The organism is Leisingera sp. ANG49 (genome assembly GCF_059694505.1).
Window position 1 is genome coordinate 60,038 of sequence record NZ_JCATZN010000008.1, and the last position, 14,277, is coordinate 74,314.

12 protein-coding genes are annotated in these 14,277 nt (G+C 65.4%); 7 read left to right on the forward strand and 5 right to left on the reverse strand.

Annotated features, from left to right (window positions below; all coding sequences use genetic code 11):
* Positions 1 to 21: 21 nt before the first annotated feature.
* A complete protein-coding gene (locus tag AC58NV_RS20400) occupies positions 22 to 1,110 on the reverse strand; it encodes a zinc ABC transporter substrate-binding protein (RefSeq protein WP_497228771.1) in 1,089 nt (362 codons plus the stop codon).
* 101 nt (positions 1,111 to 1,211) lie between these two features.
* On the opposite strand from AC58NV_RS20400, the gene AC58NV_RS20405 reads away from it, so the two are divergent.
* The 3 genes from AC58NV_RS20405 to AC58NV_RS20415 are packed head-to-tail and all read left to right on the forward strand — an operon-like array spanning position 1,212 to position 3,246.
* Entirely contained in the window at positions 1,212 to 1,694 is a 483-nt protein-coding gene (locus AC58NV_RS20405) for a Fur family transcriptional regulator (protein WP_497228772.1), read from the forward strand.
* A complete protein-coding gene (locus AC58NV_RS20410) occupies positions 1,691 to 2,443 on the forward strand; it encodes an ATP-binding cassette domain-containing protein (RefSeq protein ID WP_497228773.1) in 753 nt (250 codons plus the stop codon). Before AC58NV_RS20405 ends, AC58NV_RS20410 begins: the two co-directional genes overlap by 4 nt.
* Positions 2,440 to 3,246: a metal ABC transporter permease gene (locus AC58NV_RS20415; protein ID WP_497228774.1), complete on the forward strand. Its 807-nt coding sequence runs from the start codon at positions 2,440 to 2,442 to the stop codon at positions 3,244 to 3,246. Before AC58NV_RS20410 ends, AC58NV_RS20415 begins: the two co-directional genes overlap by 4 nt.
* Before the next feature lie 74 nt (positions 3,247 to 3,320).
* On the opposite strand, the gene AC58NV_RS20420 is transcribed toward AC58NV_RS20415, so the two are convergent.
* The gene (locus AC58NV_RS20420) at positions 3,321 to 5,606 is read right to left on the reverse strand and encodes a response regulator (protein WP_497228775.1); all 2,286 of its coding nucleotides are present in this window, start codon (positions 5,604 to 5,606) and stop codon (positions 3,321 to 3,323) included.
* A gap of 17 nt (positions 5,607 to 5,623) precedes the next feature.
* The gene (locus tag AC58NV_RS20425) at positions 5,624 to 6,520 is read right to left on the reverse strand and encodes a PhnD/SsuA/transferrin family substrate-binding protein (RefSeq protein ID WP_497228776.1); all 897 of its coding nucleotides are present in this window, start codon (positions 6,518 to 6,520) and stop codon (positions 5,624 to 5,626) included.
* Between the two features lie 410 nt (positions 6,521 to 6,930).
* Here AC58NV_RS20425 and AC58NV_RS20430 point away from each other — a divergent pair, with 410 nt between their 5' ends.
* The 4 genes from AC58NV_RS20430 to AC58NV_RS20445 all read left to right on the forward strand — a co-directional run bounded on the left by AC58NV_RS20430 (position 6,931) and on the right by AC58NV_RS20445 (position 12,426).
* Positions 6,931 to 10,788: a PEP/pyruvate-binding domain-containing protein gene (locus tag AC58NV_RS20430; RefSeq protein WP_497228818.1), complete on the forward strand. Its 3,858-nt coding sequence runs from the start codon at positions 6,931 to 6,933 to the stop codon at positions 10,786 to 10,788.
* A gap of 145 nt (positions 10,789 to 10,933) precedes the next feature.
* On the forward strand, positions 10,934 to 11,170 hold the full coding sequence (locus AC58NV_RS20435; protein WP_366662947.1) for a type II toxin-antitoxin system ParD family antitoxin: 237 nt from the start codon (positions 10,934 to 10,936) through the stop codon (positions 11,168 to 11,170).
* Positions 11,163 to 11,465, forward strand: a complete 303-nt coding sequence (locus tag AC58NV_RS20440) for a type II toxin-antitoxin system RelE/ParE family toxin (RefSeq protein WP_497228777.1) — start codon at positions 11,163 to 11,165, stop codon at positions 11,463 to 11,465. The genes AC58NV_RS20435 and AC58NV_RS20440 overlap by 8 nt, the downstream gene beginning before the upstream one ends.
* Before the next feature lie 49 nt (positions 11,466 to 11,514).
* Entirely contained in the window at positions 11,515 to 12,426 is a 912-nt protein-coding gene (locus AC58NV_RS20445) for a MurR/RpiR family transcriptional regulator (RefSeq protein WP_497228778.1), read from the forward strand.
* Between the two features lie 18 nt (positions 12,427 to 12,444).
* Here AC58NV_RS20445 and AC58NV_RS20450 read toward each other — a convergent pair whose 3' ends face one another.
* Both AC58NV_RS20450 and tviB read right to left on the reverse strand, forming a co-directional pair.
* Complete coding sequence (locus AC58NV_RS20450; protein WP_497228779.1) at positions 12,445 to 12,879, reverse strand: GFA family protein; 435 nt, start codon at positions 12,877 to 12,879, stop codon at positions 12,445 to 12,447.
* A 67-nt stretch (positions 12,880 to 12,946) separates the two neighbouring features.
* Positions 12,947 to 14,221, reverse strand: a complete 1,275-nt coding sequence (tviB, locus tag AC58NV_RS20455) for a Vi polysaccharide biosynthesis UDP-N-acetylglucosamine C-6 dehydrogenase TviB (protein ID WP_497228780.1) — start codon at positions 14,219 to 14,221, stop codon at positions 12,947 to 12,949.
* Positions 14,222 to 14,277 lie beyond the last annotated feature (56 nt).

Here is a 14,277-nt window from a genome sequence, read left to right on the forward strand (position 1 = left end):
ACCGAACGGCCCGCCCCTCTCTCACTCGCAACCGGCAATCGCCGCACCGATCTCCTGCAGCAGCGCCGGATAGAACTGCGGCCCCGGCGCCAGTTCGGCGCCCAGCGGATCCAGCACCGCCGTACCCGCACCGGTGCCGTCCAGCACCGTGGCGACCAGCCCCGGGTTGAATTGCGGCTCGGAGAACACGCAGGTGACGTTCAACTCCTTCACAACGTCACGCACCTCGGCAACCCGCGCCGGGCTCGGCTTGGCGGCGTCGCTGATCGAAATCGCACCCGCTGCATTCAGGCCAAAACCGCGCTCGAAATACTGATAGGCATCGTGGAACACGATGAACTGCTTGGCCCGGAACGGTTCCAGCCGGGCAGAGATGCCGGCCACAGCGTCTGCAATCTCCTGCTTGCCGGCCTCGGCATTGGCCTTGTAGGCGGCAGCGTTGTCCGGATCATGCTCTGCCAGTTCTTCGGCAATCACATCCAGCCAGGCCTGGGCATTGGCCGGCAGCAGCCAGGCATGCGGATCGGCGCCCTCGTGGTGATGCCCATGCGCATCCGCGTGATCCTCATGGCCCTCATGTTCGCCGTGCCCGCCTTCTTCGGCATGCTCTGCATGATCATGGCCGTCATGGTCATCATGACCTTCGGCCGCATGATCATCGTGATCCCCATGATCATCATGGCCTTCGGCGTGCTCCTCGTGGCCGTGATCGTCATGGTCATCGTGACCCTCATGATCGCCATGATCGTGCGCCTCAAACCGGGCTCCTTCACGGAACGGCAGAACCGTGGTGCCTTCACTTTCCAGCAGCTCGATCCGGTGCGCGCCGCCGGCCAGTTCTTCCAGCGGCCCCTCCAGCCAAGGGGTCAGAGCTTCCCCCAGCCAGAACACCACATCCGCCTGATCCAGCGCCCGCGCCTCAGAGGGACGCATCGAATAGCCATGCGGCGAGGCGCCCGGCGGCACCACCAGGGCCGGCTCGCCCAGCCCCTGCATCACCCGCGCCACCAGGCCGTGCACCGGCGCAATATCCGCCGCCACCTTGGGCACCTCTGCCCAGGCCGCCCCGGTTCCTGCCAAAAGCGCCGCAACCGCAACCGCGTTCCGCATGTCATCCTCCGATGTAACTTTATAACATTCGCCCGGGTTGATAAACGTCATAACATTACATATCAAGAGCCAATCCCGCCCGTGCCCGGAGACCTCGCCCCATGGATTCCATCGGATTCGAACCGCATGATCACAGCAGCTGCATTCACGACGGCATAGCAGCAGTGGATGCCTATTGCCGGAGCAACGGGCTGCAGTTCACCCCCGTGCGCCGCCGGGTGCTGGAGATCCTGCTGCAGGAGCACCGCGCCCTGGGAGCTTACGAAATCCTCGACCGGCTGCGCGAAGAGGGCCTCGGCTCGCAGCCCCCCGTTGCCTACCGGGCGCTGGATTTCCTGGTGAAAAACGGCTTCGCCCACAAGATCGAGCGGCTCAATGCCTTCATTGCCTGCACCCACCCGGGCGAGAGCCACGCGCCGGTGTTCCTGATCTGCCGCGCCTGCGACGCAGTGGCGGAGGCGCAGCGCGAACCCACCCAGGGCCAGCTCGGCCAGGCCGCCCGCGACGCCGGTTTCATGATTGAGCGCGCGGTGATCGAGGCTGAGGGGCTGTGCCCCAAATGCCAAGGGAAGCCCGCCGCATGAGCAGCCTGATTACCTTGGACGGCCTCACCGTCGCGCATGGCGGCAACACAGTGCTGTCCGGTGTCAGCCTGGCGATCGCCCCCAGCGAGATCGTCACCGTGGTCGGCCCCAACGGCTCCGGCAAGTCCACCCTTCTGCGCAGTGTGATCGGCGCGCAGAAGCCGTCGCGCGGCACTGTCCGGCGCGCCCCCGGGCTGCGGATCGGCTATGTGCCGCAGAAACTGCACATCGACCCCACTTTGCCGCTGACCGTGCGCCGTTTCCTCAGCCTGCCGGACCGGGTGTCCGACGCCCGCGCCGCTGAGGCGCTGGAGCAGGCCGGCGCCGGCGGTCTGGCGGCGCGGCAGATGTCCGGCCTGTCGGGCGGCCAATTCCAGCGGGTGCTGCTAGCGCGCGCGCTTCTCAGCAATCCTCAGCTGCTGATCCTGGACGAAGCCACCCAAGGCCTGGATCAGCCCGGCTCCGCCGCCTTTTACCAGCGCATTGAAAAGGTCCGGCAGGAGCTTGGCTGTGCGGTGCTGATGGTCAGCCACGAGCTGCATGTGGTGATGGCGGCCTCCGACCGGGTGATCTGCCTCAATGGCCATGTCTGCTGCGAGGGCGCGCCGGAGCATGTCGCCTCCGCCCCCGAATACCGCGCCCTGTTCGGCACCGGCACCCAGGGCGCCCTGGCGCTTTACCGGCATGAGCACAATCACAGCCATGACCACGACTGCAGCCACAACCATCATCACGAGGCGGCGGAATGACCTTGCTCGACGACTTCCTGATCCGCGCCGCGCTGGCGGGCATCGGCGTGGCGCTGGCTGCGGCGCCGCTCGGCTGTTTCGTGGTCTGGCGCCGGATGGCCTATTTCGGCGACGCCACCGCCCATGCCTCGATCCTCGGCGTGGCGCTGGCGCTCAGCTTTGATGTCTCGGTCTTTGCCGGCGTGCTGGCGACCGCGCTGGCAATGGCCACCACCGTCTCGGCGCTGGCCGGACGCGGCTATGCGATGGACACGCTTCTGGGGGTGCTGGCGCATTCCTCCCTCGCCTTCGGCCTGGTTGCCGTCTCCTTCCTGCAAGGGGTGCGGATCGATCTGATGGCCTATCTGTTCGGCGATATTCTGGCGGTGGGGCGCGGCGATCTCGTCGTCATCTGGGGCGGTGCCGTGCTGGTTCTGGCGCTGCTGTGGTGGCGCTGGTCCGCGCTGCTGACCGCCACCCTGAACCCGGACCTGGCCCATGCCGCCGGCATCGACCCCCGGCGCGAGCAGATGGTGCTGACCATCGCGCTGGCGCTGGTGGTGGCGGTGGCGATCAAAGTGGTGGGCGTGCTGCTGATTGCCGCGATGCTGCTGATCCCGGCCGCCGCCGCCCGCGCCTTTGCCGCGACGCCTGAACGGATGGCAGTCATTGCCGCGCTTCTGGGCATGCTGGCCGCCACCGGCGGGCTGCAGCTGGCCTTTGCGCTGGATACGCCCGCAGGCCCCAGCATCGTCTGCCTGGCAGCCGGGCTGTTTGCCGCGTCCAGCCTGACCGGGCTGCTGTTTCACCGCCGCCGCGGCTGACCGCCCGACGGAAGACCGCAGCGGGCGTTTTCTATCCGTCCCCTCGAAGCTCCCTGCGCCCGCGGCCGGCCTGTTCAACTGCCGGTGCGCTGCAGGTCCGGGGTGCCGGTCCACTTGCTGATCGCCTCGGTCAGCGCCTTCTTGTTGATCGGCTTGCTCAGGAAATCATCCATCCCCGCCTGCAGGCACTTTTCCCGGTGGGTCTGCAGCGCATTGGCGGTGAGCGCCACAATCGGGCATTTGCCGCTGCCGCTATCCGCCTCGATCCGGCGCATTTCGGCGGTGGCCTCCAGCCCGTCCATCTCCGGCATCATCATGTCCATCAGCACGATATCCGGCCGGGCGTCCTGGAACTGCGCAACCGCCTCGATGCCGTTCCTGGCAATTCTGATGTCCAGCTGCGCGTCCTTCAGCATCTTGGTGACCACCAGCTGATTGGTGCGGTTGTCCTCCGCCAGCAGCAGTTTCAGGCGGCGGCTTGGCGCCTCAATACCGTTCTTCCGTCCGGCATCAGCCTCCGCCTGCCCCGGCGGCAGGCTCAGCACCCGGTCGAGCACCTGCCGCAGCTGCACTGCCCTTACCGGCTTCAGCGCGAATTCGCAGGCCCCGATACCCTCGCAATCGGCCCGGGTCAGCGCGTGCTCCACCGACGACAGGATGACCAGCGGCACAGATTCAAACCCCGGCATCGCCCGGATCCGCGCCGCCAGGGCGCGCCCGTCCATGGCCGGCATCTGGAAATCGAGAATGACAAAGTCGAACCGGCGCCCGTCCAGCTGCGCATCGGCCAGGATTTCCAGCCCCTCATGCGCCGAGGCCGCCAGCGTGCAGGACACGCCCCAGGCGCTCAGCCGTTCCGACAGGATCACCCGGTTCAGCTCCAGGTCGTCCACCAGCAGACAGTGCAGCCCGGCAAAGTTCTGCGGGCTGCGCTGCGGCGCTGCCGCCGACGCGCTGCCGGGCCGCAGCGGCAGCGTGATGGTGAAGACCGATCCTTTGCCCGGCGCCGATTCCACCTGCACTGATCCGCCCATCAGCGACAGCAGCCGGGACGAGATCGCCAGCCCCAGGCCGGTGCCTTCGAAGTTCCGGGTGGCGGCGTTGTCGGCCTGCTCGAAAGCGCGGAAGATCTTGCCGATGCGATCCGGCTCGATGCCGATCCCGGTGTCGCGCACTTGCAGCTTCAGCAGGTGGCTGCCCGACTCCTGCGCCTCCCCGGTCACCTCGATGTAGACATATCCTTCGCGGGTGAATTTCACCGCATTGCCGGCCACATTGGTGATCACCTGGCGGATCCGGCCGGCATCGCCCTCGAAGATTTCGGGCAAAGCCGGATCGTAGCGCATGGTGATCTCCACCCCCTTCTCCGCCGCCTTCGGCGACAGCAGGGTCACCACGTCCTCAACCGCGGTCTGAAGATTGAAGGGGGCGATGCTGAACTCGACCTTGCCGGCCTCGATCTTGGAGAAATTCAGGATATCATTGATAATCGTCAGCAGCGCCGAGCCGGACTTGGCAATGGTCCCGGCATACATCCGCTGGTCATCGTCCAGCTCGGTGTCCTGCAGCAGCTCCGCCATGCCGATCACCCCGTTCATCGGGGTGCGGATCTCATGGCTCATATTGGCAAGGAATTCCGACTTCGCCCGGTTGGCGATATCCGCCGCTTCGCGGGCCTGCTCCATCGCAAACTCGCGCTCGTCGCGCTCGGCAAAGGTCTCCTCCAGCACCCCGACTGAGAAATCCAGCGCCCGGAACTCGCGGGAGGCGTACCAGGGCAGCCTTTGCGCCGGGCTGCGCAGGCCGGAAATCGCATCCGACATCCGCTTGTGGATCATCTGCAGCGGACGCAGCGCCAGCCCATGCACCAGCAACAGCACCATGAGCGACAGCACCAGCACCGGCACCACCGTCCAGATGATGATCTGGCGGACCGAAGCGGCGACCAGCGCCTCGCCGTCCCGGGTCGACCATTCGACCACCATGGTGCCGAAAACAGCCCCCTCCAGCTCGATCGGGCGCTCATACATCACCCGGCCGCCTTCGGGCGGCGCACCGGGCGCTTCGGCCGACGCCAGCAGTTTGCCTGCCGGGCTCCGAATCTGGATGGAGACGATTTGCGGCTTGCGGGTGACCGCCTCGATCAGGCCGGTTTCCAGCACCGGCACATCTTCGACAATGATCGATTCCAGCATCAGCCCGCTCAGCAGCGACACCGTGAGGTCCGCCTGCTCGGCCAGCTGCTCTTCCAGCCGCCGCGCCTCCTGGCGCTGCGCCAGATCGCCGACCACAAAGCCGACCGCCGAAGCCGCCAGCAGCAGAGACAGCACGATCTGGAAAAGGATGCTTGTACGTTTCATGGTGTCAACGCGGCGCCCTAAAAGGCCAGGCTGCGCTCCATCGCCCGGCGAATAATGTCATAATCCTGATCTTCCCCCAGCAGGAAGCCATTCTTCGAAATCCGGCGCACGATCTCCTCGTTCTCCGAGGACAGCATCACCTTGCGCATCGCCTCCAGCACCTGTTCCGGCATATCCGGCGACGCCAGCCAGGGCTTGGTCACATTGTCAAAAGACGCCAGCACCCGGATCGGCACGCCCTTGGCCACCAGTTTCTTGTAGGTGCTTTCCTTCAGCGCCCCCGCGGTGTACCTGCCCGCGCCCACAGCCTCGCCAACCAGATCGTGGCGGCCGAGATAGGCGAATTCCAGCAGATCGGCACTGCTGATGCCCGCATCCAGCAGGTATTCCTGCGACAAGTAGCGGCCGATGGTCGACAGTTCGTCGCCGAAGGCAAAGCTGAGACCGGCCAGGTCCGCAACCGATTGAACGGTACTGTCTGAATGGACCACGATGACCCCTTTGAACCGCTTCTGGCCGTTCTGGGATTCCATCGCAATGATCCGGATCCCCGGGTTTTCCTTCATCACATGCACATAGGAAGCCGGGCCGAATCTGGAGAAGTCCACCTCGCCGTCAGCCAGCTGGCGGATGCCTTCTTCGTATTCCTTGGCGATCTTCAGCCGGATCGTGACCGGTTCCCCCAGCTCCTCGCTCATCCGCTTGGAAAGAAAGGATAGAAAGGGCTGGTATTTTTTGACCGTTGCGGTTGGTTTATCCGCTGCATAGGTGCCGAAAACCAGGTCTGTGCCGGCCAATCCGGCAGCGGGCAGCAGCGCCGCAAGCCAGGCAGCCAGAACCGCACCGGGGACAGCGTGCCTCAGCCGTTTCCGGGAAAGTTCAATGATACCAAAGGTCCACTCAAACAGTTTCACGAGTCTAGCCTCCTGACTGACATCGGCTGGCACGGCAGGCAGGCCGCGCCCCTTGGTTACATGGCACATAGATAAGAATACAATGTTAACGCACCTGCAATTCTCGGAAAAATTTTGCGGTTCTTTTATTCTCCGGCCTCTATATTAACCCTTCAGTAAGGTTTTCGTAATCTTTTAGGTAAATTCGCCTTAATTTCGGAATATCAGACTCAGCTGGCCCGACAGGAACCACCGTGAAGACTACCCTATTGCCCTCCTGGACCACCCGGTCCCTCCGACTTTCAGCACAAACCATTGTGCTCACTTCGCTTTTGTCAGTGCTCCCTGTTGCGGCCTTTGCCATTCCCTCGCCAGAGCTGGTGATCGGCTCGGTTTCCTCTTTGTCCCAGGTTCTGGCTGTGGGAATTGCCATGATTTCCGGTCTGGGCGCTGTCATCGCGGCGAAACTGGGTTTTACCCCCAAGCCGGGCAACCCGCCGCGCCGCTACCCGGTCAAGCTGATATCCGTTCTTGTTCTGGCAGCCATGGCGCTGGCAGCCGGTAACTATTGGCAATATTCCTCGCATGCGCAGGCTGAGCTGGCAAGGCTGCAGGCCACTTTGACGCGGCCGGCGCAGTTTGACGGCACCACCATCAAGGACGCCTCGCTCAAGGAAACCAGCTTCTCCAAGCAGGAAGACCACCCGCTGGCGATGAGCACGGCTGACGCCGCCGCCGCGCTGCAGGACGGCTCCACCCTGTTCTACGACATCCGCGAAACCGGCGAGAACGCCATGGGCACCCTGCCCGGCGCCACCCATATCCGCTTCCCGGACTTCCTGGAGACCCGCCCGGTGCAGCCGGGCCAGAAGGTCGTGCTGTTCTGCCACAACGGCAACCGCTCCTCGGAAACCTGCGCCAAGCTGGCGGCGATGGGCATCGACTGCAGCTTCATTGCGGGCGGCATCGAGAAATGGATCGTCGAGGGCCGCGATTTCTCCGACAAGGACGTGAAGACGCTGTCAGACCTGCGCGCGATCCCGGAATACCCGGGCAAGGACGTGCTGCTCAGCACCGCTGATTTCGAGACGCTGCTGACCACCGAGGACCTGCAGATCGTCGACACCCGCTACCCCGGCGATTTCGAGGCCGGCCACCTGCCCGGCGCTGTCAACATCCCGATCCGCAAGATGACCACCGCGGACCTGATGGACCGCATCGCGCAGCTGGACCCGGACAAGCCCACCATTGCCGCCTGCTATGACCGCCGCAGCTGCTTCATGAGCCAGGTGCTGGGGCTGGAGCTGTCGCAGAAGGGCATCGACTTCCGCGGCCGCTACACCCTGCCCTGGGAATATTTCGTCGCGCCCAAGCCCAAGCCGCATGTGCAGGAATGGCTGGCAGACCAGCAGACCGGCCTCTGGGACAAGGCGATCTCGGCGCTGGCAGCCGCCCTCTTGTGGGTGCATGAGCGCAGCCATATCCTGCTGGGCCTCCTGGCGCTGTCGATCGTGACCCGCATTCTGGTGCTGCCGGTGGCGCTGAAGTCAGAGCGCGACCAGATCATCACCAATGAAACGGCGGATGAGATGAAGGCGCTGAAGGCGAAACTGGCCCACGACCCGGTGCGCAAGGCGCGCGCGGTGCAGGCGTTCTACAAGGACAAGGGCCTGACGCCGATGAAGAACCTCACCGCGCTGCTGTTCCTGCCAGTGATGATGCTGGGCGTCTCTGCGGCGCAGGAGGCCAGCGCCAGCCTGCAGACCCCGTTCCTGTGGATGGCCGACCTCGGCGCAGCCGACCCGCTGTTCATCATGCCGGTACTGTTCTGCGCCCTGGCCGCCGTTTACCTGCTCTGGGCCGTGGCCAAAACCAAGCGCCAGAAAACCCTGTGGATGGTGCTCGGCATGCCTGCGCTCTTTGCGATGGTGTTCACCCTGACAGCTGCCGCCAATGCCTATCTCTGCTTCAGCCTGACGCTGCTGCTGGTGCAGCGCGCCTATGTGACCGGTATGCACCGTAAGCTGGGCGAAGCATTTGCCTTGCGCGCCCACAAGCGCCGCCTCGCCAAGCTGCCGCGCGGCGTGATCCCGATGGGCTACACCGAAGAGCTGGAGCATGCCGGCAACAAGGCCCTGCGCCTGTCGATCCTGCGCAACGCGGGCCTGCCCGTTCCCGGCGGCGTGATTGTCCGCTCCGACGCAATCCACGATTACCGCGAAATGCCCGATGCCAGGAAAGACGCCTTTGCAGCGCAGGTCTTTTCCCTTGCAGGCGGCAAACCGGTCGCCGTGCGCTCCTCCGCCAGCAACGAGGACGGCGCCGACCAGAGCTTTGCCGGCGTCTTTGAATCGGTGCTGGACGTGACCGCAGACACCATGCGCGCCGCCCTGGATGAAGTAGTGGAGAGCTTCTCCTCAGAACGCGCCGCCAGCTACTCCGGCGAGGGCGACAGCACCGACCAGGGCAACATCGTGGTGCAGGAAATGGTGCAGGCGGAATACGCAGGCGTCCTCTTCACCCAGGACCCGATGGCCCCCGGCATGGCGATGATCGAGTGGGTCGAAGGCTGCGGCGAAGACCTGGTCTCCGGCCGCGTCACCCCGACCTCCTTGCGCTTTGGCCGCTACACCGGCCTGCCGGCGTCCGAGGACCAGGACCAGACCCTGGACATGGCACCGCTGCTGGCGCTTGGAAAACAGATCGAGGAAACCTTCGGCTGCCCGCAGGACGTCGAATGGGCCTATGCGAACGGTGAATTCCAGATCGTGCAAAGCCGCGACATCACCACGCTGAGCCTTGGCACCGAGCAGGAGCAGACCCGCCTGGCCGAATGGCGCGGCCTGCTGGACCGCTACGCGGACGCCGCCCCGGAGCAGACCATCCTGGAGCAGGACGAGATGTCCGAGGTGCTGCCCCGCCCCACCCCGCTCTCCTTCTCGCTGATGAGCGAGCTGTGGGCGCCGGGTGGCAGCGTCGACCTGGCCTGCCGCGAGCTGGGCGTGCCCTACGGCCTGCCCGAGGGGCGCGACGGCCACTTGGTCAACCTGTTCGGCAAGACCTACGTCGATGTGGCGCTGAAACAGGGCATGACTTTGAAACTCAGCGCCGCCAAGGCCAAGCAGCTGCGCAAGCAGGCGCATCCGATGATCACCCGCTTCCGCGGCCAGGTGATGCCGGAGTTGAAGAACAAGCTGGCGATCTGGCAGGCCGTGGACTACACCGCCCTGCCCCAGGACAAGCTGTTGGAGGCGATCTCCACCCTCAAGGACATGTTCATCCGCGAGGTCTATCTGGAAGCCGAGAAGATCAACATCCTGGCAGGCTTCACCATGGGCGAGGCCGGCACCGCAGCCGCCGGCGACCCGGCCCTGCGCGCGCACCTGATGCACGCGGAGCTGCCCAACGCGCCCTCCAGCCTGCTGGCCTCCTGCACCGGCAAGGATGCCCGGATGCGCGCCATGACGCTGATGGGCCACCGCTCGATCTTCGACTACGAGCTGTCTTCGCCCCGCTACGCCGAGGCGCCGGCGCTGCTGCATTCGCTGCTCGACAGCACGGTGGAGCCGATCGGCGCGGTGCCGGTCCCGGCCAACCTGCCGGATGAGCTGGACGATACCATCGGCATTGCGATCGCCTATCAGGACCTCAAGGAACAGGCCAAGCACGAGGCCCTGCGCGTCGTCGCCGAAATGCGCCGTGCCCTGCTGGCTCTGGGTCAGATCAGCGGTTTGGACGAACTGGTGTTCAGCCTGACCTTCGACGAGGTTCTGGACAGCAACTGGTCCAGCCCGGACGCCCTGCGCGACCTGGCAGAGGCGCGCGCAGAGAAGGAAGCCCTGCGCAAGAAATCCGCGCCGACCGACGTCACCCTCACCCTGCGCAACTGCGAGCTGCTGTCGCTCGGCGCCCAGGCCCAGGCGGGCGACGGCACCATGGGCGGCACCTGCGTCGCGGGCAGCGGCAGCGCCACCGCCCGGGTGTTCTGGATGGAGGACGACAGCTGCATCGACGCCGCCGCCTTTGCAGACTTCCAGGACGGCGACATCCTGGTCTGCCGCATGGTCAACCCGGCCTGGCTGCCATGGGTCCAGCGCTCCGGCGCGGTGCTCAGCGAGGTCGGCGGCTGGCTCAGCCACATGGCCATCGTCGCCCGCGAAAAGGACGTGCTGATGCTGGTGGCCTGCAAGGGCCTCGACAGCCTCAGCCACGGCGAACAGGTGACGGTCAGCGAAGACGGCACCATCCAGCCGCTGGAGGAAAAGGGCCTCAAGGCAGTTTTCGCCTGATCCAACCGGACAGGAACAACAAAAGGCCCGCAGCAAACAGCTGCGGGCTTTTTCCGTAGAGCGGGCAATCTGCCCGCCATATCCCCCTCCCCTTGCACTATTGGCAAAGATTGCCATATCCTGTCCCAGCGAAAGGAGCCCGCCCATGGCCACCATGAACGTATCCCTGCCGGACCAGATGAAGGACTGGGTCGAGGAACAGGCCCGCACCGGCACCTATGCCAATTCCAGCGACTATGTCCGCGACCTGATCCGCCGCGACCAGGCCCGCACCGCCGCCATAGCGGAACTGCAATCCGCCATCGACGCAGGCCTCGCCAGCGGCCCGGCGGAAACGCTGACAGCCGAAGGTTTCAAGGCCGCCATGCGCCGCAATGGCTGAGCCGCGCTGGCGGATCCGGCCCGCCGCCCGCGCCGACCTTGCCGCCATCTGGCGCTATGGCTTGGAAACCTGGGGCGAAACACAGGCCGACGCCTATGCCGGCAACCTGTTTGCCCTGTTCGATCTGCTGACGGACTTCCCCGGAATGGCCCGCGAACGGCACGAATTCACCCCCCCGGTCCGCATCCACCCGTCGGGCGCGCATCTGGTGATCTACCGTCTGGAGCAAGGACGCCCGGATATCATCCGCATCCTGCACGCCCGCCAGGACCTGATGGCGTTCCTGTCGGAATAACACCCGTTCCGCTCTTGCCATTTTCCGCACATCTGCTCTGATGCGGCGCATGGACCCGCATCTCGACCCCCGGAAAACCGCCCGGCTGATCCAGCACCTCAAGGACCAGATGGAGCAACTGCCCCCCAAGCTGAAAGCGGCGGCGAAATACGTGATCGACAACCCCGGCGACTTCGGCCTCGACACCGTCCGCACCTCGGCCGAAAGGACCGGCATCAGCGCCAACGGCTTTGTCCGCCTCGCCCAGCATCTGGGCTATGACACGTTTGAGGCCTTCCGCGCCCCCTTCCGCGCCGCCCTGACCACCACGAATGAGGCAGACCTCGGTCAGGACTGGCTGGACCGGATGCAGGGCGAAGGCCCGGCAGGAAAACTGCAGGCTGCCGCCGCCCGCAACCAATTGAACATCACTTCCCGTTCCTTGCGGCTGATGACGGCAGAGCGGACCCAAGCCATCGTGGACACGCTGCTCACCGCCCGCCGCAGCTATGTCACCGCCACCCGGTCGTCCTACGCACTGGCCTATTACTTCCACTACGTCGGCCGCATGGCCCTGCCGTCTCTGGACCTCGTGCCCCGCCACATGGGCGCAGCGCTCGATGATCTCCTGGACATAGGCCCCGAGGACTGCCTGATCGCCGTCACCTTCGCTCCCTACTCCGCCGGCACCATCCAGGCGCTGCGGCTGGCGGGCGAACGCGGCGCCAAGGTGATCCTGATCTCCGACAGCGAGGTGATCGCCCCCGGCATCCGCACCGATCATGTGCTGGCGGTGGCCGCCAACTCGCTGCATCCCTTCGGCGCCATCGGCGGCGCGATGGCGGTGCTGGAGTGCCTGCTCACCCATCTGATCGGCGCCGGCGGCGAAGACGCCCGGCGCCGGATTGAGGCCTATGACGCCCTGCGCCAGGACAGCGGCGCCTATTGGAGCGGCCCGAAACTGCCGCGCGTCGGGGGCTGATCCACCTGCCACGCGCCCTCAGACATCGCCATCAATAAACGGGTTCTGCGCCTCCCAATGATCCCGGGTTGCCCGCTTGTGATCCCCCTCCAGCCGCACCGCCGCCATCGCCCGGTCGGCATAGATCTCAGACCGCAGCGGCCAGTTCAGAGCGGCATCGAACAGCCCCGGCATCAGGTCATAAGGTCCGCCGTCCTCATCCACGTCCCGCATCCACAGATGCGATCCGCAGGTGCTGCAGAACGCCCGCTCGGCAAAGGCAGAAGATTGGTAATGCGCCACCGGCCCCTCCACGGTCACCGCCTCCGCATCAGCCTCGAAGCACAGAAACAGCCCGCCGCTCCAGCGCTGGCACATGCGGCAGTGGCAGGCTCCCGGACGCGGGTCATGCGCCCCTTCAACACGGATTTTCACGGCGCCGCACAGGCAGCGGCCTTCCAGAACATCACTCATACCCGGTCTCCTTGCTGACATGGGCAAGGATACAGCAATTCAAGCGACTACGGGAAAATTCCCCTTGTCAGAGCCGCAAATCCGCCTCTTCCGGTGCCAGCACATATTTCAGGTCATAAACCAGTGCGCCCTCGGACCCCAAGGCGCGCACCGCCTCCGCCCCCATCGCGCGGAACTCCGAATGCGCCACCGCCAGGACAACCCCGGCATAGGCCCCCTGCCCCGGCTCAGCGACCAGCGGAATCCCGTATTCCTGCTGCGCCTCATCCGGGTCCGCATGGGGATCAAACACATCCACCACCGCGCCGTATTGCTGCAGCTCACGCACCACATCGATCACCCGCGTGTTGCGCAGGTCCGGGCAGTTCTCTTTGAACGTCAGCCCCATCACCAGCACCCGCGCGCTCGCGACCGGCAACCCGCGCTTCAGCATCGCCTTGACCATCTCGCCCGCAACATAGGCGCCCATGCCGTCGTTCAGGCGGCGGCCCGCCAGCAGGATCTCCGGGTGGTAGCCCAGCTGCTCCGCCTTGTGCGTCAGGTAATAGGGGTCCACCCCGATGCAGTGCCCGCCCACCAGCCCGGGGCGGAACGGCAGGAAGTTCCACTTGGTGCCCGCGGCTTCCAGCACCGCCTGAGTATCTATCCCCATCTTGTTGAAGATCTTCGCCAGCTCATTCACCAGCGCGATGTTGATATCCCGCTGGCTGTTCTCGATCACCTTGGCGGCCTCCGCCACACGGATGCTGGCGGCCTTGTGGGTGCCCGCTGTGACGACCTCCCGGTAAAGCGCATCAACTCTCTCCGCCACTTCGGGCGTGGAGCCGGAGGTCACCTTCACCACATCCTTCAGCCGCCGCTGCTTGTCGCCGGGGTTGATCCGCTCCGGGCTGTAGCCAGCAAAGAAATCCGCGTTGAATTTCAGCCCTGAGCGCGCCTCCAGCACCGGCACGCAGTCTTCCTCGGTGGCGCCGGGATAGACGGTGGATTCATAGATCACCAGATCGCCGGGTTTCAGCACCCCGCCGACGATGGCCGAGGCCGCCAGCAGCGGGCTCAGGTCCGGGCGGTGGCTTGCGTCCACCGGCGTCGGCACCGTGATGATATAGATCGTGCAGTCCGCAATCTCCGCCGGATCCGAGGTGAAACGCAGGAATTCCGCCGCCGCCAGCTCCTCGGGATCCAATTCCCGGGTGCGGTCCTCACCGTTGCGCAGCCCCGCGATGCGGGAGGGATCAATGTCGAACCCCACGACCGCCCGCTGCTGCCCGAAGGCCGCTGCCAGCGGCAGCCCGACATAGCCCAGGCCAATGACACAGATCTTTTCCTGCACGCCGCTCATTCCGGGCTGCTCCTTGTTCCGCGGGGCCATCAAGGCCAAGCCCCCTGCCCGCCCAC